Source organism: Anaerolineae bacterium (assembly GCA_025062375.1).
In the GTDB taxonomy this organism is placed as follows: domain Bacteria; phylum Chloroflexota; class Anaerolineae; order SpSt-600; family SpSt-600; genus SpSt-600.
The window spans coordinates 1-21,386 of record JANXAG010000023.1 but is presented as its reverse complement, the minus strand read 5'-3'; the positions used below and the strand labels follow the sequence as shown (position 1 = coordinate 21,386).

Sequence of the window (21,386 nt, the reverse complement as noted above, 5' to 3'; positions counted from 1 at the left end):
CTGCTGGCGCTGGATAGCCTTGTTATTTGGCACCGACCGCAGCAGCCCAGGCAGCCTTCAGGTCTTCGGAAATGGCGGCGTCCTTAGCGTAATCAATGAAAACCACCTTGGCATACTGCTCCTTGGGCGGGAACTTGGCCGCAATATGGGGTGGTAACTGGACGTCGGGATTCATAGGTGAGACGAAGGCTTCTGCGTAGAGCCTCTGCCCATCGCCACAGAGGAGGAATTCCAGGAAAAGTTTGGCAGTATTGGGGTGAGGAGCATTGCGGGCTGCCACTACACCACCACCGGAGGCAATAGTCCCATCGGCGGGAATGACCACCTCTGCTGGAACACCCAGGTCTTCTTTCCACTTGAGGAGGTTGTAATCAAAGTTGATTAGGATGGCCACCTCGCCTCGCTGGAATTTGGATACATCCACCTTCGGGTCAACGGTGGCGATGATGCCGGCCCGGTGGAGCTCAGCCAGGAACTCTGCCCCGGCCTTGTAGTTGTAAGGATCCCCCGAGACAGCATAAGCTGCAGCCTCTACCGTGTTAACTCCGGTGCCTGTTGCCCGGGGATCCAGGTAGCTGACCAAACCTTTGAGGGCGGGGTCCTTGAGCTCGGCCCAGGTTCTGGGGACTTTCTTCACAATATTGGTATTGACGATCCACCCCAGGGTACCTTTATAGGCGGCATACCAGATGGAGCCATCCTTCCCTTCGCCTTTCTGGCCCTCAGGAAGCTTGTCCCAGCAGGAGACTTTGTAGGGCATGGTCAACCCTCTCTCGGCCAGTTTGGCAGCGAAGGAAGGCTTGAGGTCCGCCACATCGTTCTTGCTGGCATTTTCCTCGGTCATCCGGGAAAGGACCACGGCGGAGCCCATGTCAATGTCGTGCTGAGTAATACCGTAACGCTTCTTGAACTCGGCGAAGATCCCGCCATAGTTGGCCCATGTCTCGGGCATGCCGTAAGTGTTGATTATCCCGCCTTCTGCTTTGGCCTTGGCAGCGAGCTCTTCCATGAAACCAGCCGGTGAAGGAGTGGGAGCAGCAGGACGCGGCTTGCAGGCTGCCAGCGCCAGAACGATTATTATGGTTAGGGCCAGAGCCCAACGATGTATTTTTAGATGCGACATTTTGCACCTCCTTTTATTTTTTTATTCGCTAACAATTACCCCTGCCTCGGGCGAGAAGTAAACATGGACCTGCTGGCCCGGAGAAAGGTTAGCGGCGGCGTCGGCAGGCAGGTCCACCCGCACAAGCGTATCGCCCTCGGCCTGCAGGGTAACTCGCACTATTGAACCCAGAAAAGTGAGCAACTCCACCCGTGCCGGCAGAGTGTTGAACCCCGAAGGGATTTCGGCCTCAGAGAGCGAAAACCCCATCATTTCCGGTCGCACAGCAAGGATAGCCCCCCTGCCCTTTGGCACTCGCTCTCCGTGGGCTATGTAGAAGGTCCGATCGCGCCATTGGAAATGGTGGTCATCCAGAAGCTGACCGGAGAAAAAGTTCATAGTCCCCACGAATTTAGCTACAAAAAGGGTCCTGGGCCTTTTGTAAATCTCGGAAGGGGTGCCTACCTGCTGAATTACTCCCCGGTTCATCACCACCACCCGGTCGGATATGGAAAGAGCCTCTTCCTGGTCGTGAGTTACGTAAATAGTGGTAATCCCAAGGGTGGTCTGAATGCGGCGGATTTCTCCCCGCAGTTCTTCCCGAATTTTAGCGTCCAGGGCCGAGAGGGGCTCATCCAAGAGCAGGACTTTGGGCTGTTTGGCCAGAGCCCGCGCCAGGGCAACTCGCTGCTGCTCTCCTCCCGACAGCTGGCGTGGATATCGGTTCTCATATCCCTGAAGGCGAACTAATTCCAACAATTCCCTGACCCTTCGGTTCTGTTCCTCCTTAGGGCGGCCCTTGATCATGAGGGGGAAAGCGATGTTCTGAGCCACGGTCATATTGGGGAAAAGGGCGTAGAACTGGAAAACCATCCCTACATCCCGATGTTCCGGAGGGATGTCGTTAACCATTTTGCCATAAATGTAGATGCGTCCATCGTCCGGCCGCTCAAATCCAGCAATACACCTGAGAACCGTGGTCTTACCACAGCCTGAGGGGCCAAGGATGGATACAAACTCTCCTTCCTTCACTGTCAGACTAAAGTCACGGACCGCCACAACCGAGCCGAAGCGTTTGGTAATATGTTCCAGATTAAGGGACTCTGTCCTCACGTTCAGGCTCTCCCCTTTTAAAGTCCACACTCCAAAGTATAGCAAATTTCGTTTAACAGCTTTTTAACTTTGCGTTAAGGTTTTTTTATCCCTTTATGGCGCCGCCACCGAGGCCACGCACCAGATACTTCTGAACGAAAAACGAAGCTATCACTACTGGAATGATCGTTAAAATTATGGCGGCTGACATCTGCCCCATTTCAATCCCACGGAAGGTCCAGAAACCAGCGATTCCCACCGGCAGAGTGCGACTGTGTTTGCCGGTTAAGAGGAGGGCGTAGAAAAGGTCGTTCCAAGATAGGACGAACCCGAAGAGAGCCGCTGCGCCCAGCCCGGGGCGGATAACCGGCAGGACGATGCGGCAAAAGGCCTGCCACTGAGTGCAACCATCCACCATAGCTTGTTCCTCCAGTTCCCGCGGAACATCCTCAAAAAAGCCTATGAGGAACCAGGTAATGAGGGGAAGGATGAAAGTCAGGTGCGAGATAGTCACCGCCCAGATGGTATCTAACAATCTAAGTTTATACATTATGAGGAAAAGGGGGACGATTAAAACTGCCGGTGGGAGCATCTGAGCCGCCAGAATGATAAAGCGTATAGCATCACCACCCGCCCGGAAGCGGGAGAAGGCGTAGGCAGCGGGAGCTCCGACTACAAGGGAAATGGCCACTGTCAGCAGGCCCACCAGGATGCTGTTGCGCACCTGCATCGGGATATCTGAGCGCAGAACCCTTTCCCAGTTTGCGAAGGTCGGGTCAAAATTCCAGTCCAGGGGGCGGTTAATGGCCGCTTCGGTCTTGAAAGAAGCGAGTAGCGTCCAGAAATAGGGAAAGAGCACGACTATTAGGGCTATAAACAGTATGAATAACACTGATAATTCCTGGCCCAGACGTCTCATTTTTCCCTCTCCCAACGCAGGGAGTAAAAAAGCAGCACCACCAGGAACAGGATGACGACAATAAGGGTGTAGGCCATGGCAGAAGCTTCACCCATTCGGAAGTAAAGGAAACCCACCCGGTAAATGTGATACTGGATTGTTTCCGTGCTCTCTCCCGGCCCACCGCGGGTTATGGCATAAACGTATTCATACACTCTGAAAGCATCCAGCATGCGGATTATTACGGAAGCTATAATTATAGGGCGCATCATCGGCAAAGTAATATGCCAGATGATCCGCCAGGAGGAGGCACCATCCACTCGCGCCGCTTCAAAGGGCTCAGAGGGTAACGCCTCCAGGCCAGCCAACAGCAAAAGCATCATGAAAGGCGTCCACTGCCAGACATCAATCAGCGCCAGGGAAAAAAGAGCCAGCTGTGGTCCGAACCAATCTATCTGGATGCCTATAAGCCTCAGGAGATTGGGGATTATGCCCAGCTGGGAGTTAAGCATATAGCGGAACATGAGCCCCACTGCGATGGGGGTGATGAACATGGGGGTCAAAAGAATAGCCCGGAAAAAGTGGCGGAAAAGGGTTGTGGGGCGATGGAGCAACACAGCCAGACCAAATCCCAGTATCAGCTCCAGAGTGACGGCCATCACTACAAAGACAATGGTGTTGCGCATGGCCGTCCAGTAAGAAGCGTTTTTAAAGAGCATTGCGTACTGCTTAAGCCCTATCCACTGGACATTCTCAATGGCAGTTAACCGGTAATCATGAAGGGAAACCCAGAACGAGAACACCAGTGGGTACCCCATTATCAGCACAAGAACAAGCACTATGGGAAAAAGCATCCGGTATTTAAGGTGAAATAGCTTCCTAATCATTGCTCCCTGCTTAAAGGGGGCGAGGGGTTTGCTTCCACCCCTCGCCCTTTAAATTTTTACGGTCTGGCCAGGATCTCACGGACCTTGTCGGCGGCGGCTTTCAGGGCCTCGGCTACGGTCATTTCACCGGCCACAGCGCTGTTCAGGTAGGTGCCAACTTCAATGATGATTTCTTCGGCGCGGGGACCGCGGGCCAGTGGTTCGGCATCTTCCAAGATCTTCAGAACTGTCTCGTAATATTGCTGCCCATAGCCCTTCTCCCAGACCTCTTTATCGGTCATCACACTGACGCGGGTGGGAGCACCACCCATGATGACGCGTTGTTTATCTATGGGCTTTGAAGTCAGCCAGGAGATATAGGTCCAGGCTGCATCCTTGTGAGGGGTGTTCTTGGGGATGGCCCAGTGCCAGGCGCCCAAGACTGCCTTCCCACCAGGCACCTCGTAGAGGGCAAACTTACCAGCCAGATCCCCTGCCGGACCCCCGGGCTTGTTGAGAGTGGGCAGCATCCAGTTGTAGGAGATCATGGTGGCCGATTCTCCCGCCGCCATGGAGCGCATAGCTTCGTCAAAGCCCCAGTTGAGGGAGTTAGGAGGCGCGGCGTTCCTGAACATCTCAATGTAGAGGGTCAGGGCTTTCTGAGCTGCTTCGTTGTCAATGATCACATTCCCTTTTTCATCCAGAAGGTTGCCGCCGGCGGCATAAAGCCAGTTCTTCCACTCTTCAAAGACTTTATAACCGCGCTGGGGCTGCATGGCTGCTCCATATATACCCTGCGCCCTGAAGAACTTGCCGATCTGGACATAGTCTTCCAGAGTGGTGGGGATGGTTAGAGGTTTGCCATATTGCTGCTGATACTTGGCTTTATATTCAGGGTTATCAAAAAGATCCTGGCGGACAATCAGGCCCAGAGCGTAGTTGTAATAGGGCACGCCGTAAATTTTGCCATCCACCACGCCGATTTCACGTATCGGGCCGACGAAATCCTCAAAGTCGTAGCCTTCGGTTTTGGCGATGTAATCGTCTAAGGGGGTGAGAAAACCGGCCTTGGCAAATTCATCCATCCATGGATTGTCCACGATGATGACATCGTAGGTGGCGGTGGGGGCGAGGAAGGAAGTCAGGATCTTATCCCGCATGGCGTCGTAGGGCATGGCGTCAAATTTGATCTTGATGTGTGGATGCTCCGCCTCAAACTTTTTGGTGAGCTCTGCCACGATGTCATAATCAGGCACCTGTTCCATGATGACCGTGAGAGTGACAGCTTTGGGCGCCGGGGTCGGAGTGGGGGTTTCTACTACTGTGGGAGGCTTAGTGGGCGGAGGCGGTGTTGGCGTCGGTACGGCTGGACGGCAGCCTGCCAGGACAAGCACCAGCACTATGGTTAGAACAAAAATCGTTCGCCTCATGGTTTCCCCTCCTTTTGAATTTAATCCATCCAGGCTCCTCCATTTACGTTGATTGCTTCACCGGTGATAAAGTCAGCATCTGAAGAAGCCAGGAAAACTACAACCTTAGCTACATCCTCCGGAGTCTCCAGACGTCCCAGCGGTGTGTCGGCTATGTAAAGCTTCCTCACTTCTTCCTTCGTGATTCCCCGCAGGGCGGCCTCCCATTCCACTTCTCGCTCCTGCATGGAGGTTTGGACGTAGCCAGGGCATACGGAGTTCACCAGGATGCCATAGGGGGCAAGTTCTCCAGCCATAGCCTGAGTTAGCCCCACCACAGCAAATTTAGAGGCCACATAGTGGGATAAAAAGGGGGCGTTGCCTCTTTTGCCAGCCATGCTGGCTATGTTTATAATCTTACCCCGAAGGCCGCTTGCAGGGTCAGGCTCCTGGCGCATCATCTGACGGGCGATAATCTGGGAACACAGGAACACCCCTTTGGCATTCACATTCATCACAAAATCCCAATCTTTCTCATCAAGGTCAACGAAACGGTTCATAGTGCTGACGCCAGCGTTGTTGCACCAGATGTCCACACGCCCCCATCGCTCCAAGATAGCTTTGAGGGCAGCTTCTATTTCCTGACGGTTGGTCACATCCAGGCGAAGGGGGATGGCTATGCCGCCGGCTTTTTCTATGGCTGCAGCTACTTCCTGGGCCCAATCTTCGCGCAGGTCCGTTACGGCCACCTTCGCCCCTTCAGCAGCGAAAGCCATAGCAATAGCTTTTCCGATGCCGGTTCCTGCACCGGTGACGCCAGCCACCTTATCTTTCAGCCTCATGCCTCACCTCCGATAATTCGGTTTAGTACCGGAAATTTATCCTTGAGGTCCTCGTAAAGTTCCCGGTAGAGGCGGAAAAGCTGGGAATAACGTTCGTGGGCCTCCAAATCAGGATATGTTACTGTGCTTATGGTTATGAACCGCTCAATTTCCTCCCAGGCCTTGAAAGCTCCGACGCCCATGCCCGCTACGAAGGCGGCGCCCAGCGAAGAACCCGGGTGGTGGGCGATCTGCTCCAACGGCAAACCCACCACATCGGCCGTAATCTGCCGCCACAGGGCGGAGCGAGCACCACCGTTTGTAACACGAGCCCGGCTGGCTGTAAGGCCCCGTTCAGCTAAGACCTGAAGGTGGTGGTAAAAGCCGTAGGCAATGCCTTCCAGAATGGCCCGGTATATGTGGGCCCGCGTATGGCTGAGGGTCAGACCGAAGATGATCCCACGGGCAAGGGGATCAAAAATAGGGGTCTTTTCGCCCAAGAAATAGGGGAGCAAGATGAGGCCGTGAGAGCCAGGTGGAATTTTCTCCGCCTCGGCGTCCAGTTCCGCATAGCTGGCTCCAGGGGCAAATTCCTGACGGAACCATTTAATAATGCTGCCGCTGGAAGCCATGCATCCGTTGATGAGGAACTTGCCCGGGATCACATGATAGTCCAGGAAAAGCCTCGGATCCACCTCCAGACGATCCAGACAGTAGAGGATGTCGCCTGCTCCACCCAATTTGATCAAAAGGTCACCATGCTCCTTGAGGCCTGCCGAAAAAGCTGAAGCGATATGGTCGGCGCTGCCCGCTACAACAGGGGTGCCTTCAACCAGGCCAGTCTCTCTGGAAGCCTCCCTGGTGACCTTTCCCACCACATCGGCTGGCCAATGGACTTCCCCCAGCCATGTTCGGTTGATGGTTGCCAGTTCCAGCAAGGTATCATCCCAGTCTTCTTTATGCAGATCAAACAAACCGCTTTCCAGGGCCCAGTTGCGTTCAATGGAGAAAACCCCTGTGAGGCGGTAGACTATATAATCATACGAACCCATAACGCGTGTGGCGCGAGCCATAGCCTCGGGCTCATGGCGGCGGAGCCACAGAAGTTTGGGGCCGATGCTCTGCTGGGTGATGGTGCTGCCAGTGCGCCGAAGGATATCGGCCTGGTCTGTGCGTGCCTTGAAATCCTCAATTTCCTGGTAAGCTCTTGCATCGTTCTGCTGGATGGATGGCCGTATAACGCGGCCTTCTCTATCCAAAAGGATGAGGGTAGGAACCATGCCACTAACGCCGACCCCAGCGATGGCTGTGGGTGGAAGGTTTGCTCTTTCCAAGCAGAGGCGAGTAACCTTTCCCACATTGCCCCACCACTCCTCAGGGTCTTCTTCTGCCCAGCCCGGCTGTGGGGATTTGAGAGTAGCGGGGGCTTCTGCTTCGGCCACAATAGCACCATCTACACGGCAGATAATGGCTTTGGTAGCGGTGGTGCCGATATCGATTCCCAGAAGGTAATCAGCCATAACCTCTACTCCTTGAGGGCTTTGCGGACTTCTTTTACGGCTGCCATGAAAGCTTGCACCCTTTCCGGATCCACCGGATTCCAGGTGTAGCCTTCCACCTTGAGGCTGGACCCCACGATTACTCCATCGGCCACGGAAAGGAACTGACGTATGTTTTCCACTTTTGCTCCTGTGTTGAGGAGCACTGGGACCTGCTCGCCCACACTGGCTTTAGCTTCGCGGATGAGGGAGAGATCCGGTTCTGCACCAGCCATAGGTCCAGAGATGAGGATGGCATCCGCCAGGGAAGAGACCACAGCGCTGCGGGCGATAAGACCTACGGGACGGGTGCCTAGTGGAGAAGCGAATTCCGGGGTGATATTGCAGAACACCTTGATGCGGTCAGCCCCTATATAACGGCGGTATCGCAGAAGGTCAGCGGCATCGGTATTCCACAGGCCCATATCGCTCTCGTAAACACCGGTTAAAACACCGCGCACAAAAGAAGCGCCCGTAGCGAAAGCTATGGCGAGGGCGGCTTTTGGATCCCAGAGGAAATCCACGCCAAAGGGGCGATCTCTGGGAGCCACTTCAGTGATGACCCGGGTCATGACAGCGATAGCTTCGGGGGGGGCCTTGAGGGTATAGGGCCGGTCCCCTTCATTGCAGAAGAGGATACCGTCCACTCCTCCTGCGAGAAGCTTTTCAACATCGGAGGCGACGCTTTTTAAAATCCCTTCTATACCCTGTTTTTCGTCGTAAAGAGGCGTGCCAGGGAGGGGTGGGAAATGGGCCATGGCGATAACAGGCTTTTCTACACCGAAAAATTCCCGCAGCCATGTGCTCATATTATTAGCCCTCCTAAGCCAGTATGACCTCTATATTCATTTCTTTAAGGCGCCTGACAATAGCCGGGTCAACGGAGGAATCGGTGACAATCTTGTGGATAGCTGAGAGGGGCGCAACCGAAGCGAAAGCGATGTTGCCGAATTTACTTGAATCAGCCACCACGATGCGTTCCTTGGCCGAAGCCAGCATAGCCTTTTTAACTTGAGCATCTTCCAGGTTGAACTCGGTAAGGCCTGCTTCAAAGTCTATACCGCCGATGCCCAGGAACAATTTATCCACGTAAAACTCTGCGAAGGCGCGCTCAGCCAGGAACCCTACCAGGGATAGTTCTCCCGAACGGAGTATTCCGCCTGTCAGGATGAGGCGGATTCCCGGCTTATTGGCTAAAACATTGGCGATGTGGAGGCTTGGGGTAATAATGGTCAAATCACGTTTGTTTTCCAGGTGGCGTGCTATTTCCAAAGTTGTAGTTCCCACATCCAGGGCGATGCTTTCGCCGTTGCGGATAAGAGAGGCGGCTACCTGACCTATGCGTTCCTTTTCGGCGCGGCGTTCTCTGGAGCGGATGAGGAACGGGGGCTCATAGCTACGTCCGCGGGCACTGACGGCACCTCCATATACGCGGCGGATCAGTCCAGAACGCTCCAGTTCAGCCAGATCCCGCCTGATGGTCATGCTTGAGACGGCAAGATGCTTGCACAACTCAGATACACTGACTGAGCCTTTGCTTTCTATAAGCTGCAGGATTAACTGGTGACGCTCTTCCGGGAGCATGGATCGGCTCTGTTCATTTTTGTTTGAATTATAACACAAATCTGTTCAGTTGTCAAGAACTTGAAAAACCTTCAGCTATCCCACAAGGAGATTGGTTGCGTGGCGAGAAGTTCTGAAAGATGTAGTTGCATTTGGCCTCAAAAGCCTTTATAATGCTCTTAAAATTAAGCCTGGAGGTGCACAATGGCCGCAGAAACCCTTTGTCTAGGCCTTTTAATCCTTTTGATCTTCATAATTGCCCCTATGGCCATTAAAATCGTCAGGGAATACGAGAGACTTGTCATATTCCGCTTTGGAAGATGCGTTGGGGAAAGGGGGCCAGGCCTGGTCTTCCTTATACCTTTCGTGGAAGTTGCAGTGAAGGTGGACCTGAGGGAGCAATACCTGGAAATACCTCGCCAAACCTGCATCACTAAAGATAACGCCCCTATAGACGTGGATTTCCTGGTCTACTGGCGCGTGGTGAACGCTGTCGACAGCGTAATCCAGGTGAGGAACTTCGCTGGCGCTTCCCAGGGTATTGCCACCACCACTTTGAGAGCTGTAATCGGCGATATCCAGCTGGATGATGTTCTGGCCAGAAGGGAAGAGATAAACCGCATCCTCCGCACTAAACTGGACGAAGTCACAGAAAGGTGGGGGGTGAAAGTCACAAGCGTGGAGATAAGGGAAATCCTCCCGCCAAGGGATGTGCAGGAAGCCATGATCCGCCAGCTCAGCGCTGAAAGGACTCGCCGTGCTATGGTTACCGAAGCGGACGGCAAGAGGGAATCAGCTATAAAAGTAGCCGAAGGCGAAAAGCAGGCCGCCATCCTCAAAGCTGAAGGCCAGCGCCAGGCCCTCATCCTCACAGCAGAAGGAGAACGCCAGGCATCTATCCTCAAAGCCGAAGGTTTTGCCCTTGCCCTCCAGAAAATCTTTGATGTGGCCAGGACTGTTGACTCCAAAACCATGAGCCTCCAGTACCTTGAAGCTCTAAAGTCCCTTGGCCAAAGCCCCGCCACCAAATTCATTTTCCCCATGGAATTTTCCTCCCTCCTGCGGCCCTTCGTCCAATTTGCGGGAGAATCCATGAGCGGAGGGGAGAAATCCTCAAGTGAGAAAGCTTAAAGCAGTAAGCCTTGCCCTCCTGATACTGGGGGCAGGGTGTACTCTCCCGGGAAGTGTTCCCCCAGTGGTTAAGATTGGGCTGGTGGCCCCTTTTGAGGGCCTCCATCGGGCTGAAGGTTATGATGCCCTATATGCAGTTAAACTGGCCGTTCGGGAAGCAAACGCTTCCCGGGAGCTGGGAAAATACCGTTTGGAACTGGTGGCTCTGGACGATAGAAACTCACCTGCTGAAGCCATTATAGCTGCGGGCAAAATCTCCCTTGACCCGGACGTCGTGGGGGTAATTGGCCATCTGTCGGAGGAAACGACCCTCGCCGCTTTCCCCATCTACGCCCGCTATCATTTACCCCTCGTAATCCCGATACCTGTTCTGGAAAAGGGGAAGCTGGGAGAAGGAGCTTTCCAGGTCTACCCCTATCCTCCTCAATGGCCCAGAATCCTGTGTTCTGAAGGGAAAATCCTGGTTTTTTCCTGCCCTGGCTCGGCAGTTTACAGAGAAATTTCATCTTCCTGTCCGGCCGAGAATCTGGATTTTTACTGCTACCCGGAATTTCCTCCTACTCCTCAAAGCTACCGCGTGGCTTTCTGGCCCGGAGACTCTTCAACGGGTGCTGAAGTTCTGTTGAAACTCAGGCAAAACGGGTTCAGGGGGGAATTCTGGGGCCGGCCTGAGCTTTGCTCTTCCCCCTTCAAAGCTCTTGCGGGGGAAAGGGGAAGCTGGTGCTTCGGGGGCGAAAGGGAGCCCGAAGAAACTTTTGCCCAGGAATATAGGAAGATTTCGGGAGCGGAACCAGGGCCTTTTGCCTGGCCAGCCTACGTGGCGACGAAAGTGCTGATAAAGGCCCTGAAGGAAACCTCGGCAGAAGGCAGGATCACAAGGGAAAGGGTTTGGCATCAGTTTAAAACTCAAGCCCTCCGTGGAGCTGATTGAAAACGGCTGGGGGAAAGAAATGCGCGTGCTAATGATTTCCTGGGAATACCCCCCTCATATTGTAGGCGGACTTGGAAAGCATGTTACGGAACTTAGCCCCGCCTTAGTCCAGAAAGGGATTGACCTTTATTTATTGACCCCCGCCTGGGCTGGAGGAGAACCCTATGAAGTGGTAGATGGGGTAAAGGTTTACAGAGTGGAACCTGCGAGGGAAAATGGGGATATCTACACCATTGCCTGGAAAACGAACCTCCATCTTCAGGAAAAAGCTCATGAGCTCTGGAACCAGACCGGTGGATTTGAGATAATCCATGTGCACGATTGGCTTGTATCTTTCGCTGGCTGTGCTCTCAAGCGCTCCCATAAAACCCCTCTTATTGCCACAATCCACGCTACCGAAAGAGGCCGGGGCCGGGGCTACCTCCACAGCCAGACTTCCGAAGCTATTCACAGCACTGAATGGTGGCTTACCTACGAAGCCTGGAGGGTGATCTGCTGCAGCAAACACATGGCGTGGGAAGTGCGGGAGTATTTTCAGGTGCCGGAGGATAAAATTGACGTAATCCCCAATGGCATCAAGCCTGAGCGTTTTGACCGCTGGGAAGGGGTGGATTTAAGCGAGTTTCGCAATATGTATGCACTGCCTGAAGAAAAAATAGTCCTTTTTGTGGGGAGATTGGTGGAAGAAAAAGGGCCGCAAATCTTGCTGGAGGCTGTCCCCTTGGTTTTGGCTCGTTTCCCCTTAGCTAAATTTGTAATAGTGGGCACAGGCCCCATGCTGGAGCATTTGCGCCACAGAACATGGGAATTGGGCGTAGCTCACAAAGTCCTTTTCACGGGATTCATTCCCGACGAAGACCGGGACAGGCTCTTCAAAGTAGCCGATGTAGCAGTGTTTCCGAGCCTCTACGAACCCTTTGGAATAGTAGCCCTGGAGGCAATGGCTGCTCGCTGCCCCGTAGTGGTCTCCGAAGTGGGCGGATTTGCGGAAGTGGTCCGCCACGCCGAGACCGGCATAACCGTTTATCCCAACAACGTGGAATCCCTCGTCTGGGGTATACTTCACACCCTGGAAAATCCTCATTGGACAGAGCTGAGGGTTAAAAACGCCTATCAAGAGGTGGTGGAAAAGTACAACTGGGAGAAAATTGCCGAAATGACTGTAGAGGTATACAGGAGAGTGTGGGAAGAAAGGCAACGTGTCTACTGGTAAAGGAGGTTCAATGGGTAAGACGAAACTGGCGATTCCAGCGATATCCGGAGCCATCGTGGTGTTAGCGATAGCCTTTCTGGTTGTGGCTGTGTTTTTCCTCTTGGCCTCCACAAAATCAACAAGTTTAAAGGAAGGCGATAAAATCCCCCCCATCTCCGTTGTCCTTTACGATGGCTCCACCCTCACAATACCGGGCGGTAAACCAGTGGTGGTGCATTTTTGGGCCAGCTGGTGCAGAGAATGTTTGAAAGAGGTCCCTATCTGGAAAAATGCAGATGAAGAAGAGGCCCTTTTTGTATGGATAAGCTACAAAGATGCAGAGAGCAAAGCCCTGGAGTTCCTCCGGAAATGGGAGATAACCTTTCCAGCTGGAAAGGACCCGGGGGGAAAACTGGCGAGGCTATTTGGAGTCACGGGCGTCCCTGAAACGTATTTCATTAAAGCCGATGGAACCCTTCTGCGCCGTCATATAGGCCCCCTGGAGGAGGAGGAACTTCGCCGCTTTCTCCACGAACTGGTTGGGAGATAGAATGAGGATAAGCTCCTTCGGAGTTGAACCGAGGCAATTTGCTCCGCCTCTCTTCGCCAAAAGAAAGGAAAAACTCTACGTCCTTTTCATTCCTGCTTCCTACCTCAGGACAACCCCCGAAGCATTTTTTGCGAGGGTTGAGGAAAGCCTGAGGGATAGTTTTTATTCCTACAGGGGAGGAGTTATAGGCGCTCTGAAGAAGGCAATGTCTGCAGCGGGCTACCTCCTCTATTCCCGACAGGCCAGGGGAGCCATATTTTGCCTGGCCGAAGGGAAAACCGAAGCTTACCTGGCCATCGCTGGGCCAGTGACTGTAATCATACAGCAGCGGGGAAAATTGAAAAGCATCACTGGTAGTTCCCCCGCGCCCGGGGAGAGCCCTGAACCGAAGCCTCACTTTTTCTCCTTCCCCCTGGAAAGCGGGAGTACCCTTGCCCTCGTTCCTGCCGTTGACGAAGTCACCCTCCGACATCTGGAAGGGCTTGTTAGGGGTGAAAAAGGCGAGAAAATCCTAACTTCTATCCAGGAAACCATTGGTCCCAGAAGCTGGGGGGTTGTTCTGGAACTTGAGGTCAGCCCACCTGCACCCTCTGTTAGACCCCTGATGGAAAAGTTAAAGGGGCTGGGCCGACAGGCCTGGGAACTTTTGGCACCAGCCAGAGAACCCGCGCGGAAACCTGTTCAGGCCCGGAACCACTGGGCTAAGGCCATCGCCCTGGCGCTTCCTCTGCTGGTAATTTTCCTGGTGCTTCTGGCTTATTTCCAGCAAGTAAGAGTTGTGAACAGCCGGCTCAACCATTTGCTTCAGAATGCCAGAGCTGCTATCTCTCAAGCCAATTCCGCCCAGGACATAACCGTCCAGCGTGAAGCTCTAAAAGCGGCCGCCAGAGCGTTAGAAGAAGCTCGCCTGCTGCGTCCCATGGCCCCTCAGCTCAAGGAAGTGGAAAAAGCCTTTCAGGAGCAATACGATAAAACCTACAAAATAATCCGCAACTTTCCCGTCATAACCCTCCAGCGCTTTCAGAGAGCAAAACTTGAGCCCCGCCGCCTTGTGGTAAACGGCAGGGATATCTACATTCTGGATTCAGGGACCGATGAGCTTTACCTTTACCGACTCAATGAAGTTGGCGATGCCCTTGCAGATCCCGATAAGCCGATAGTATTGCTCAAGAAAGGGCAGGTTGTGGAAGATTTAGTGGTGGGTGAACTCATAGAGATGGCCTTTTACCTCTCCCCCCAGCCTGAAACTGAAAAGGGCCTCCTGGTTTTAGATTCATCTGCCAACCTCTACCGGATCACCTTCCCATGGGGTGCCATACGCCATCTGAGCCTTGCACCCGGCTTTTCCTATTCCGACCGGATGAAAACCCTGGACAAAAGGCTTTACATTTTAGACAGAGCCAAGGGACAGATCTGGAGGTATATTCCTGGAGAGGGTGGCTATCCTTCTCCCCCCACCCCCTACTTCCCGAGGTCCATTGGCATGGAAGAAGTAAGAGATTTCGCCCTGGATGGCTACGTTTACCTGCTTATGGCCGATGGGCGAATCCTGAAATTCCTGGGCGGGACTCAAGTTCCCTTTGAAATGGAGCAACTGGACAGGCCGCTCGCAAGCCCATCAGCCATCTTTACTTTCCCTGAAGAAGACCTGGAGAAGCCCCGGCATCCCCTTTACGTAGCCGACTCGGGACAGAAAAGGATAATAGAACTGGACAAAGGGGGAAAGCTCTTAAGGCAATTTGTTTTCGGCAAAGAGGAAGAATCTCTGGAAATCGTGGACTTCGCAGTGGACGAGAGGAAAAAGACGGCCTTCATCCTGACCCGGGAAAGCTTATTTGTTCTTTTCCTCCCCTGATTCAACCGCCAGCGAAAGGGGTATCCGCAGGGATACGATGGTGCCCCGGCCTGGCCCCTGAGGGTTTGACCTTATAGAAAGCTGAGCTCCGATCGCCTTTGCTCTCTCCTGCATGTTGAGGAGGCCCAAGCTTCCTCGCTCTTCATACCTGCTGAGCACCTCTTTAACGTTGAAGCCAACGCCATCATCAACCACACTGACAGACAAGTAATCTCCGTCAGCAGTTACCTTTATCCACACATTTTTGGCCTTAGCGTGCTTTTCCACATTATTTATAGCTTCTTGAACGATTGAGAAGATATTACGCTCCACTGACCGCTTGAGCGGTCTGTTCACCCCTTCAACCTCCAGGTGCGTGAAGAAATGCTCGGTACTGTTGAGCTGCTCCACGTAGGCCCTGAGAGCAGGAATGAGTCCCTGGCTTTCAAGGACGAGGGGACGAAGTTCAAAGAGAAGAAGCCTTGCCTCCTTTATAGCCTGTTTGGTCATCTTGGTGAGGGCATCAATCTCTGCTTTTACGGCTTCTGGCTTCACCTCCAAGAGGCGACTGAGGTGCTCAAGACCCATGGATATAGCGGAAAGATACTGCAGGGTGCTGTCGTGGAGGTTACGGGCCAGACTTTGTCTTATTTCCTCCTGCACCCGCAGAAGTTTATCCCTTTCTTCCTTTAGAGAGAGGTGCAGCTTAGCGTTTTCTATAGCTATAGCTGCGTGGGCGGCTATGGTGCTTAAGATTTTGAGATCTTCCTCATCAAATCCGTTGTCCGATCGCTTATTAATGGCTTCGAGAACGCCTATGGTTTTACCTTTAATCTGCAACGGCACACATATTATGGAATGGGCGAGAATGCCCGTGCGAGCGTCCACTTTCGGATTGAAGCGGGGGTCACTTTGTACATTGTTTACTATGATGGGCTTGCCGTTCTGAGCTACCCAGCCCACAAGTCCTTCTCCAATTTTGCCCTTAACCCTTCGGACCGCCTCCCCTCCTTGACCGTAAACTACCTCCAGCACCAGCTCATCGGTCCCTTCTTTTATGAGAAGCAACGAAGCTGCCATGACATCCAGCACGAAGCTTGTTATTTCCATTGTGTCTAAAAGAAGCTTATTGAGGTCAAAGGTGGATACAAGGTGCTGGCTCATCTGAAAGAAAAGCTCCAGATGTTCTACCCTTCTTAGGGCGCTATCGAGTTTCAGGTAGAGGGGCAGGACCAGGCTGAAGGGAAGGAGAAGACTGGATAGATTGCGTTTAGCCTCTGGAGAAAGCTTATAGTTGTAGCCTCCCGTCAGGCTCAACGCCCCTGCCACCTGAGTTCCCGAAATAATGGGGAGGTTGTAAAGGCGACCGGCGTTGTTGGGAAGGGCCATTTCCGCAATGGGAAGCGACTCTTTCCAGGAGAAACTCCATGCACCTTCCCTCAGCCTTTCGGCAATCCTTTTCTCCCAGCTTTCAAGGATAGAGAGGGCTTCCGGAGGAATTTTACCCCATTTCACTGCCAACCTTTCTCCGGAGACCACCAGAATGGAGCCCCCTTCTGCCCCAGTTGCTTCTACGGCAATGGGCAGAAATCGCTCCAGGCACTCTTTGAGGTTGCGAGCCTTGAAGACTTCCAGAAATCGTTCCTGCATTCTCAACACCTTAAAGGGTTATATCCAGGAGGCTGGCGGCAAAATCCCGCAAAGCCTGAGTAGAGAGTTTACTGAGATGCAAAGCAGATTTGAGGTAAAGCACGTTGGAAGGATTAGCTACGAAGGCGCGAATTTCTTCTGGTAGTTTGAGGAAATTTTCGATTTCCCTGTGAAGCTTTTCATCTTCACTGAAAAGAGCCTGCTGAAGGAAGAAATCTTTGCCCAGTCCGTAGAATTCGGCGAGGGTTTCCAAGTGGGAGAGAGGGACAGGCTTATCTCCCTTTTCGTAAGCCTTAAGGGTGCGAGCTGGTATTCCCAGAAACCTGGCGGCTTCCGAGAGACTTTTTCCTGCCTGAATTCTTGCTTTTTCCAGAAGCAAACCGATAATTTTACGCCTGACCTTTACGGCCTCTTCTGGTGGAGGGAAGGGACTCTCAGAGTGGGGGCTATCCAGATTTCCTTCCCAGAGGACCAGAGGGGGAAAACCCAAAAAGCGAGCCAGGATCTCCAGCTGGGCCAAATCCAATTCCTTTTCCCCCTTTTCCACTTTAGCCAGGTATAGAGGAGTAACGCCTATAGCCCTGGCGCATTCTTTAAGAGTTTTACCGGCTTTTGTGCGAGCTTTTTCCAGGACAATCCCCAGAATTTTCCGTTTTATGCTGATATCAGCATTCATCTTTCCCCTCCGGGGGATATTATAAAAGGGAAACAGGCATTTGACAAGAAAATCTAGGGCCTATGGTTCATCGTGAAACCCTGGCGAACCTCAAGCTCACAAAGGTGAGGAAAATCGGAAGTCTAAGGGGTCTGGGATATGTGCCCCTAAAAACCTCAAAAAGGGAACGATCAACCACCTTTCGCACCCCGCCCACGAGTGAGACCCAGAACCGTGGCAAACCCTATGCCCACGAGGGTGGGAAAAATCGGGGGTCCAGGGGGCTTGCCCCATGGCAGGGGGTCCGGGGGATGTGCCCCCAGAAACCTCCAAAAGGGAGCGATCAGCCAACCCTTGCACCCCGCCCACGAGTGGGACCCAAAACCATGGCAAACCCTATGCCCACGAGGGCGGGAAAATTGGGGGTCCAGGGGGCTTGCCCCATGGCAGGGGGTCTGGGGGATGTACCCCCAAAAACCTCAAAAAGGGAGCGATCAGCCAACCTTGCACCCCGCCCACAAGTGGGACCCAAAACCATGGCAAACCCTATGCCCACGAGGGCGGGGAAAAACTATACCTTACCCCTCACAATGACACGAAATTGTCAAAGCAAACAACTCAAGACAACCTTTGCAGGTAGTAAAAACTATTTTTTTCATGGCAATATGGCTATAGCGTCAATCTCTACCAAAGCTCCTCGCGGAAGAGCTGCTACCTGCACCGTAGTTCTGGCAGGAGGAAATTGAGGAAAGAATTCAGCGTAAACAGCATTCATGGCCTGAAAGTCTTTCAAATCTTGCAGGAAAACCCCAACTCTTACTACGTTGTCCAGTGAAGCCCCGGCCGCCTCCAATATAGCTTTAAGATTGAGGAGAGCTTGCCGGGTCTGAGCTTCGACCCCTTCCTCAAGTTGCCCGGTAGCCGGATTAATGCCGATTTGCCCCGCTACAAAGAGAAAATTCCCGGCTTTTACCGCTTGAGAGTAAGGCCCTATAGCAGGGGGAGCTTTTTCAGTGCTTATTATTTCCCTCATATTCCCTCCTCTCAATCACAAATTTCCCAGATGGAATAACCAGCATTGGAGTAACGCTTGCACAATCCAGGCATAGAATCGGGGGACCACCCACCCAGGGCTCGCTCTTCTGGCCCCCAGAAAACCCAACGGATGCGAGCTGTTCGCATGAGTTCCAGCCTGAAATCATGGGTGGTTTCCGCGGAGAAGAAATCTTTAACCCTTGCCTCCCAGAGCTCATATAGGTAACTTTCGGCGCCGTGGCCCAGGGGAACCCTGACAGGAGCCCACGCCGGTAGAGCATTGCCTGTTAAATAAGAAGCAATGACCCCATCTCCAGGTTTGGCCATAACCCTGAGAGCTTCAAAGGCTTCCACTTTATCCTGAGGCAAGAAAACAGGTGGGGAAGGGTTCAGAGCCGGGGTGAAACTCCAGATCCAAATAACCGCCGAAGTTATCAAAAGGGGCGCAAGCCATAAAATTGCCAGTCGTTCTCGACCTTCAAAGGCTCTCAGGGCAACGGCTATTATAGCAATCCATACCCCTTCGGCTAAACGGCGCTGGGATGTAGTTGGCAGGTAGACCAGTAAAGGTGTTACCGCTGCCCAAGCCACGGGAAGACCTCCAAGAGGTTCCTTTGTAATCTTTAGCGCACCTATCACAAACGCCGGAATAGCCCAGCCATAGGCTATCAGATAATGCAGGGGATGGGGAGCTCGGACATTTATTTGAGCGTTCCAGACCTTGTAGAAAGGATGGGTCAAGGTCAAAAAGGCAAGGCAAAAAATTATAGGGGCGGGAAAAAGAAAAAGGGGCGCAGGGTTGTTTATAGGTCTCGACCTGACGGTTTCAATAGCACCGTAGATTATTACTACCAGCCAGAGAGTAATTGTTTCCAGGGGATGAATGAGGCCCATAACCAGAGCCAGGAGGCCCCAACGCCAGCCTCCGGTTTTGAGATAGCCTGTGATAGTCCAGAGCAACAAGGCTCTGGCTAAAGTAAGGTGGGGCAACAGAAATACTGCCAGGAACCCGAAACTCTCGGGAGAGAGGAAATCCAGGGGCAGAGAACCCAGCCACTCAGCCTCACCCCTGAGGAGAAGAACCCAGCCTAATCCCCCACCCGCAAGGCTCAGGATAACACCCCAGGTCCGGAGGATTTCAGAGGGGAGGAAAAGCGAGAGAAAATCGTAGGAAGCCAAAGCCAGCAGGATAATGGAAACAACCCGAAAGCTATGGAAGAGCACCACCAGAAAAGTGTGAGAGTCAATAACGCCCGCTACTTTCCCTAAAAGGATATATGGCAAATATACTGGCGAACCCGGGTGGGGCATGGTAGTGTAAGGTGTGTGGAATAACCAATCCCCTTTTGAGCCCAGGAGGATTTTGGCGATATATGAATTACCATCCTCCACATTGATGAGGAAACCGGAGAAACGCCACCCACTGCCCTGGGAAGCGAAAGCCACAATGTAAGGAATGAGAGTGATGGTGGCGAAAACACAACCTATTACCAAGGCCTTACGCCTCCCGGGTGACATCAATACCTCCCGTTCAAAAAGGCTGGAATTTTATCCAAAAGCTGGGGGCATTTGGGATATTTGGGATAAATTTGGGATATTTAGTTAAACAAAGAGGTATTTCCTCCAGGCTTCGTGGCACCGAGCTTCCCCTAAGAGGACAAACACCATATAGCGGGGACGGCAAGGCTTCGCAATGAGGCGCATGCCTGCTTCTTCAGGAGTGCGATCCCCTTTGCGATGGTTACATATCTTGCATGCGGTAACCACGTTCTCCCATTCGGTTTTCCCACCCTTGCGACGGGGAACTATATGATCCAGAGTGAGCTCACTCTTGGGCAACTGCCTCCCACAGTACTGACATGTGTAATGGTCCCGCGCCAGGACAGTCTTGCGAGTAAGGGGAATATTGATAAACTTTGGCACCTTCACATAGGCCACAAGCCTTATGACCAGGGGAACTGGAAGACACAGCTTTTCAGAACGCAAATAGGCATCAGTAGCTTCTACAATCTCGGCTTTCTCCTTGAGGACAAGTACTATAGCTCTTCTCACCGAGACTATGCTCAGCGGTTCGTACGTGGAATTGAGGACCAGGACAGAGCCTTCCAGCATTCGTGCTTCCCCCCTTTCCATTCTTAGGGAAGCCTTAAAAACAAAGCCCCTTTATGGGGCTTGCTTTTAAGGTGGGCGAGGAGGGTTTCGAACCCCCGACCTCGCGGATGTGAGCCGCGCGCTCTTCCGCTGAGCTACTCGCCCTTTCGGTTATATTATAAGGCAAAACCAAAGGCTTGTCAAAAAACTAAACTTTAATTACCACCTACACCCTTTTTCCACTTCCTCCTGATTTGGGTGAGGTTTGCGTCCCCTCTGGACCCCTGTACACCCCCCGCACCCTTATCGCTTGTTTAATCTCTCCTTCTGCTCTCTCCCAGGCCAGCACCTGCAGACGTAATAGACCCAGGGCCTCTTCCCCCCTTTCGCTCGCTCTCGCCCTATTTCCCCGGGGGAGCTTACCCAACGGACACCAGAGGGTATTGGACTACAGGCCCGGAGGGAAGAAGTTCATCAGAAAGGAGGCTTGCCTTTGACCCTACTGCCGCATTCCTGAAGGGGCCTTTCCCCCTGGGCGGCGGCCTGGACCAAAACAGCCAGCAGTTCGTGGAGTGGATATTCGGGGAATCCGGAACTTGCCGCAGACAAGACGCAGACCAGACCGCTAACCTGGGCTGTCTGACAGCGGTGAGCTTGTACTCCTTTCGGGAAATAGGCTGTCACCAACTGTTTTTTCCCGAATTCGCTCACCCAACGGAGAGTCCTCGGGAAATCCAGCCCTCTTCCAACACCGCCGCAGCTGCACCAGACTCCACCGAGGCTGCCGATCCTAAAAGCCTGTCAGCATCAGTAGAAGCACTGCTGCCTGTTAAAGATGACAGATTGGTGAAAGGTAAGTTAAGAAAGCCTCAAATTTTGGCACCCCCATAGTAACAGGATGGCGAAGTTTAATGCAGATAATGCAAGCGTATAGCCTCACGCAAAAGGTCAACAATTTTCTTTTCCAGCGCCTCGCTTCTTTGACAAAACTGGCCTGGGTGGTATAATTGGTTGAAATAATCACAAGT

General features: G+C 52.9%; 20 protein-coding genes and 1 tRNA gene. 5 read left to right on the top strand and 16 right to left on the bottom strand.

Annotated elements, in window-relative coordinates; genetic code table 11:
- Nucleotides 1-22 precede the first annotated feature (22 nt).
- From NZ653_07060 to NZ653_07020, 9 genes are all read right to left on the bottom strand, one after another.
- The gene (locus NZ653_07060) at nucleotides 23-1,123 is read right to left on the bottom strand and encodes an extracellular solute-binding protein (GenBank protein MCS7286873.1); all 1,101 of its coding nucleotides are present in this window, start codon (nucleotides 1,121-1,123) and stop codon (nucleotides 23-25) included.
- 21 nt (nucleotides 1,124-1,144) lie between these two features.
- Nucleotides 1,145-2,215, bottom strand: a complete 1,071-nt coding sequence (locus tag NZ653_07055; protein ID MCS7286872.1) for an ABC transporter ATP-binding protein — start codon at nucleotides 2,213-2,215, stop codon at nucleotides 1,145-1,147.
- Between the two features lie 85 nt (nucleotides 2,216-2,300).
- Nucleotides 2,301-3,113 carry a carbohydrate ABC transporter permease gene (locus NZ653_07050; protein ID MCS7286871.1) on the bottom strand — a complete coding sequence of 271 codons (813 nt, stop codon included), beginning with the start codon at nucleotides 3,111-3,113 and terminating at the stop codon, nucleotides 2,301-2,303.
- Complete coding sequence (locus NZ653_07045; protein ID MCS7286870.1) at nucleotides 3,110-3,979, bottom strand: sugar ABC transporter permease; 870 nt, start codon at nucleotides 3,977-3,979, stop codon at nucleotides 3,110-3,112. The genes NZ653_07050 and NZ653_07045 overlap by 4 nt, the downstream gene beginning before the upstream one ends.
- Nucleotides 3,980-4,035: 56 nt before the next feature.
- Nucleotides 4,036-5,388 (bottom strand): sugar ABC transporter substrate-binding protein, encoded by a 1,353-nt coding sequence (locus NZ653_07040; GenBank protein ID MCS7286869.1) that lies wholly within the window; start codon nucleotides 5,386-5,388, stop codon nucleotides 4,036-4,038.
- Nucleotides 5,389-5,408: 20 nt separating this feature from the next.
- Nucleotides 5,409-6,209 (bottom strand): 3-oxoacyl-ACP reductase FabG, encoded by an 801-nt coding sequence (locus tag NZ653_07035; protein MCS7286868.1) that lies wholly within the window; start codon nucleotides 6,207-6,209, stop codon nucleotides 5,409-5,411.
- The gene (locus NZ653_07030; protein MCS7286867.1) at nucleotides 6,206-7,708 is read right to left on the bottom strand and encodes an FGGY-family carbohydrate kinase; all 1,503 of its coding nucleotides are present in this window, start codon (nucleotides 7,706-7,708) and stop codon (nucleotides 6,206-6,208) included. Before NZ653_07030 ends, NZ653_07035 begins: the two co-directional genes overlap by 4 nt.
- Nucleotides 7,709-7,713: 5 nt before the next feature.
- Nucleotides 7,714-8,535, bottom strand: a complete 822-nt coding sequence (locus NZ653_07025) for a BtpA/SgcQ family protein (protein MCS7286866.1) — start codon at nucleotides 8,533-8,535, stop codon at nucleotides 7,714-7,716.
- Nucleotides 8,536-8,548: 13 nt separating this feature from the next.
- Complete coding sequence (locus NZ653_07020) at nucleotides 8,549-9,310, bottom strand: DeoR/GlpR family DNA-binding transcription regulator (protein MCS7286865.1); 762 nt, start codon at nucleotides 9,308-9,310, stop codon at nucleotides 8,549-8,551.
- Between the two features lie 183 nt (nucleotides 9,311-9,493).
- On the opposite strand from NZ653_07020, the gene NZ653_07015 reads away from it, so the two are divergent.
- Genes NZ653_07015 through NZ653_06995 form a run of 5 tightly spaced genes read left to right on the top strand, consistent with a single transcriptional unit; the run spans nucleotide 9,494 to nucleotide 14,948 of the window.
- On the top strand, nucleotides 9,494-10,420 hold the full coding sequence (locus tag NZ653_07015; protein ID MCS7286864.1) for an SPFH/Band 7/PHB domain protein: 927 nt from the start codon (nucleotides 9,494-9,496) through the stop codon (nucleotides 10,418-10,420).
- Entirely contained in the window at nucleotides 10,407-11,351 is a 945-nt protein-coding gene (locus NZ653_07010; GenBank protein MCS7286863.1) for an ABC transporter substrate-binding protein, read from the top strand. Before NZ653_07015 ends, NZ653_07010 begins: the two co-directional genes overlap by 14 nt.
- Before the next feature lie 19 nt (nucleotides 11,352-11,370).
- The gene (locus tag NZ653_07005; protein ID MCS7286862.1) at nucleotides 11,371-12,564 is read left to right on the top strand and encodes a glycosyltransferase family 4 protein; all 1,194 of its coding nucleotides are present in this window, start codon (nucleotides 11,371-11,373) and stop codon (nucleotides 12,562-12,564) included.
- A gap of 10 nt (nucleotides 12,565-12,574) precedes the next feature.
- On the top strand, nucleotides 12,575-13,093 hold the full coding sequence (locus NZ653_07000; GenBank protein ID MCS7286861.1) for a redoxin family protein: 519 nt from the start codon (nucleotides 12,575-12,577) through the stop codon (nucleotides 13,091-13,093).
- A gap of 1 nt (nucleotide 13,094) precedes the next feature.
- A complete protein-coding gene (locus NZ653_06995) occupies nucleotides 13,095-14,948 on the top strand; it encodes a hypothetical protein (protein MCS7286860.1) in 1,854 nt (617 codons plus the stop codon).
- Here the strand turns inward: NZ653_06995 and NZ653_06990 are convergent.
- The 7 genes from NZ653_06990 to NZ653_06960 form a co-directional block, all read right to left on the bottom strand.
- Nucleotides 14,925-16,577 (bottom strand): GAF domain-containing sensor histidine kinase, encoded by a 1,653-nt coding sequence (locus NZ653_06990; protein ID MCS7286859.1) that lies wholly within the window; start codon nucleotides 16,575-16,577, stop codon nucleotides 14,925-14,927. The genes NZ653_06995 and NZ653_06990 overlap by 24 nt on opposite strands.
- Before the next feature lie 10 nt (nucleotides 16,578-16,587).
- A complete protein-coding gene (locus tag NZ653_06985) occupies nucleotides 16,588-17,253 on the bottom strand; it encodes a transcriptional regulator (protein ID MCS7286858.1) in 666 nt (221 codons plus the stop codon).
- A gap of 634 nt (nucleotides 17,254-17,887) precedes the next feature.
- Nucleotides 17,888-18,265, bottom strand: coding sequence for a RidA family protein (locus NZ653_06980; protein ID MCS7286857.1), 378 nt, complete (start codon nucleotides 18,263-18,265; stop codon nucleotides 17,888-17,890).
- Nucleotides 18,266-18,276: 11 nt separating this feature from the next.
- Nucleotides 18,277-19,785: a hypothetical protein gene (locus tag NZ653_06975; GenBank protein MCS7286856.1), complete on the bottom strand. Its 1,509-nt coding sequence runs from the start codon at nucleotides 19,783-19,785 to the stop codon at nucleotides 18,277-18,279.
- A gap of 84 nt (nucleotides 19,786-19,869) precedes the next feature.
- Nucleotides 19,870-20,379 carry an HNH endonuclease gene (locus NZ653_06970; protein ID MCS7286855.1) on the bottom strand — a complete coding sequence of 170 codons (510 nt, stop codon included), beginning with the start codon at nucleotides 20,377-20,379 and terminating at the stop codon, nucleotides 19,870-19,872.
- 72 nt (nucleotides 20,380-20,451) lie between these two features.
- Nucleotides 20,452-20,523: transfer RNA gene (locus NZ653_06965), tRNA-Val, on the bottom strand.
- A gap of 664 nt (nucleotides 20,524-21,187) precedes the next feature.
- The coding region (locus NZ653_06960; GenBank protein MCS7286854.1) for a hypothetical protein at nucleotides 21,188-21,386 on the bottom strand (199 nt) is incomplete at its 5' end.

Bases quoted from the DNA above. Each gene is read 5' to 3' on its own strand.
- NZ653_06970 (MCS7286855.1), bottom strand. From the start codon at position 20,379: ATGCTGGAAGGCTCTGTCCTGGTCCTCAATTCCACGTACGAACCGCTG.
- NZ653_07050 (MCS7286871.1), bottom strand. From the start codon at position 3,113: ATGAGACGTCTGGGCCAGGAATTATCAGTGTTATTCATACTGTTTATA.
- NZ653_07025 (MCS7286866.1), bottom strand. From the start codon at position 8,535: ATGAGCACATGGCTGCGGGAATTTTTCGGTGTAGAAAAGCCTGTTATC.
- NZ653_07045 (MCS7286870.1), bottom strand. From the start codon at position 3,979: ATGATTAGGAAGCTATTTCACCTTAAATACCGGATGCTTTTTCCCATA.
- NZ653_06975 (MCS7286856.1), bottom strand. From the start codon at position 19,785: ATGTCACCCGGGAGGCGTAAGGCCTTGGTAATAGGTTGTGTTTTCGCC.
- NZ653_07030 (MCS7286867.1), bottom strand. From the start codon at position 7,708: ATGGCTGATTACCTTCTGGGAATCGATATCGGCACCACCGCTACCAAA.
- NZ653_07020 (MCS7286865.1), bottom strand. From the start codon at position 9,310: ATGCTCCCGGAAGAGCGTCACCAGTTAATCCTGCAGCTTATAGAAAGC.
- NZ653_07035 (MCS7286868.1), bottom strand. From the start codon at position 6,209: ATGAGGCTGAAAGATAAGGTGGCTGGCGTCACCGGTGCAGGAACCGGC.
- NZ653_06990 (MCS7286859.1), bottom strand. From the start codon at position 16,577: ATGCAGGAACGATTTCTGGAAGTCTTCAAGGCTCGCAACCTCAAAGAG.
- NZ653_07005 (MCS7286862.1), top strand. From the start codon at position 11,371: ATGCGCGTGCTAATGATTTCCTGGGAATACCCCCCTCATATTGTAGGC.
- NZ653_07015 (MCS7286864.1), top strand. From the start codon at position 9,494: ATGGCCGCAGAAACCCTTTGTCTAGGCCTTTTAATCCTTTTGATCTTC.
- NZ653_07040 (MCS7286869.1), bottom strand. From the start codon at position 5,388: ATGAGGCGAACGATTTTTGTTCTAACCATAGTGCTGGTGCTTGTCCTG.
- NZ653_06995 (MCS7286860.1), top strand. From the start codon at position 13,095: ATGAGGATAAGCTCCTTCGGAGTTGAACCGAGGCAATTTGCTCCGCCT.
- NZ653_07060 (MCS7286873.1), bottom strand. From the start codon at position 1,123: ATGTCGCATCTAAAAATACATCGTTGGGCTCTGGCCCTAACCATAATA.
- NZ653_06980 (MCS7286857.1), bottom strand. From the start codon at position 18,265: ATGAGGGAAATAATAAGCACTGAAAAAGCTCCCCCTGCTATAGGGCCT.
- NZ653_06985 (MCS7286858.1), bottom strand. From the start codon at position 17,253: ATGAATGCTGATATCAGCATAAAACGGAAAATTCTGGGGATTGTCCTG.
- NZ653_07000 (MCS7286861.1), top strand. From the start codon at position 12,575: ATGGGTAAGACGAAACTGGCGATTCCAGCGATATCCGGAGCCATCGTG.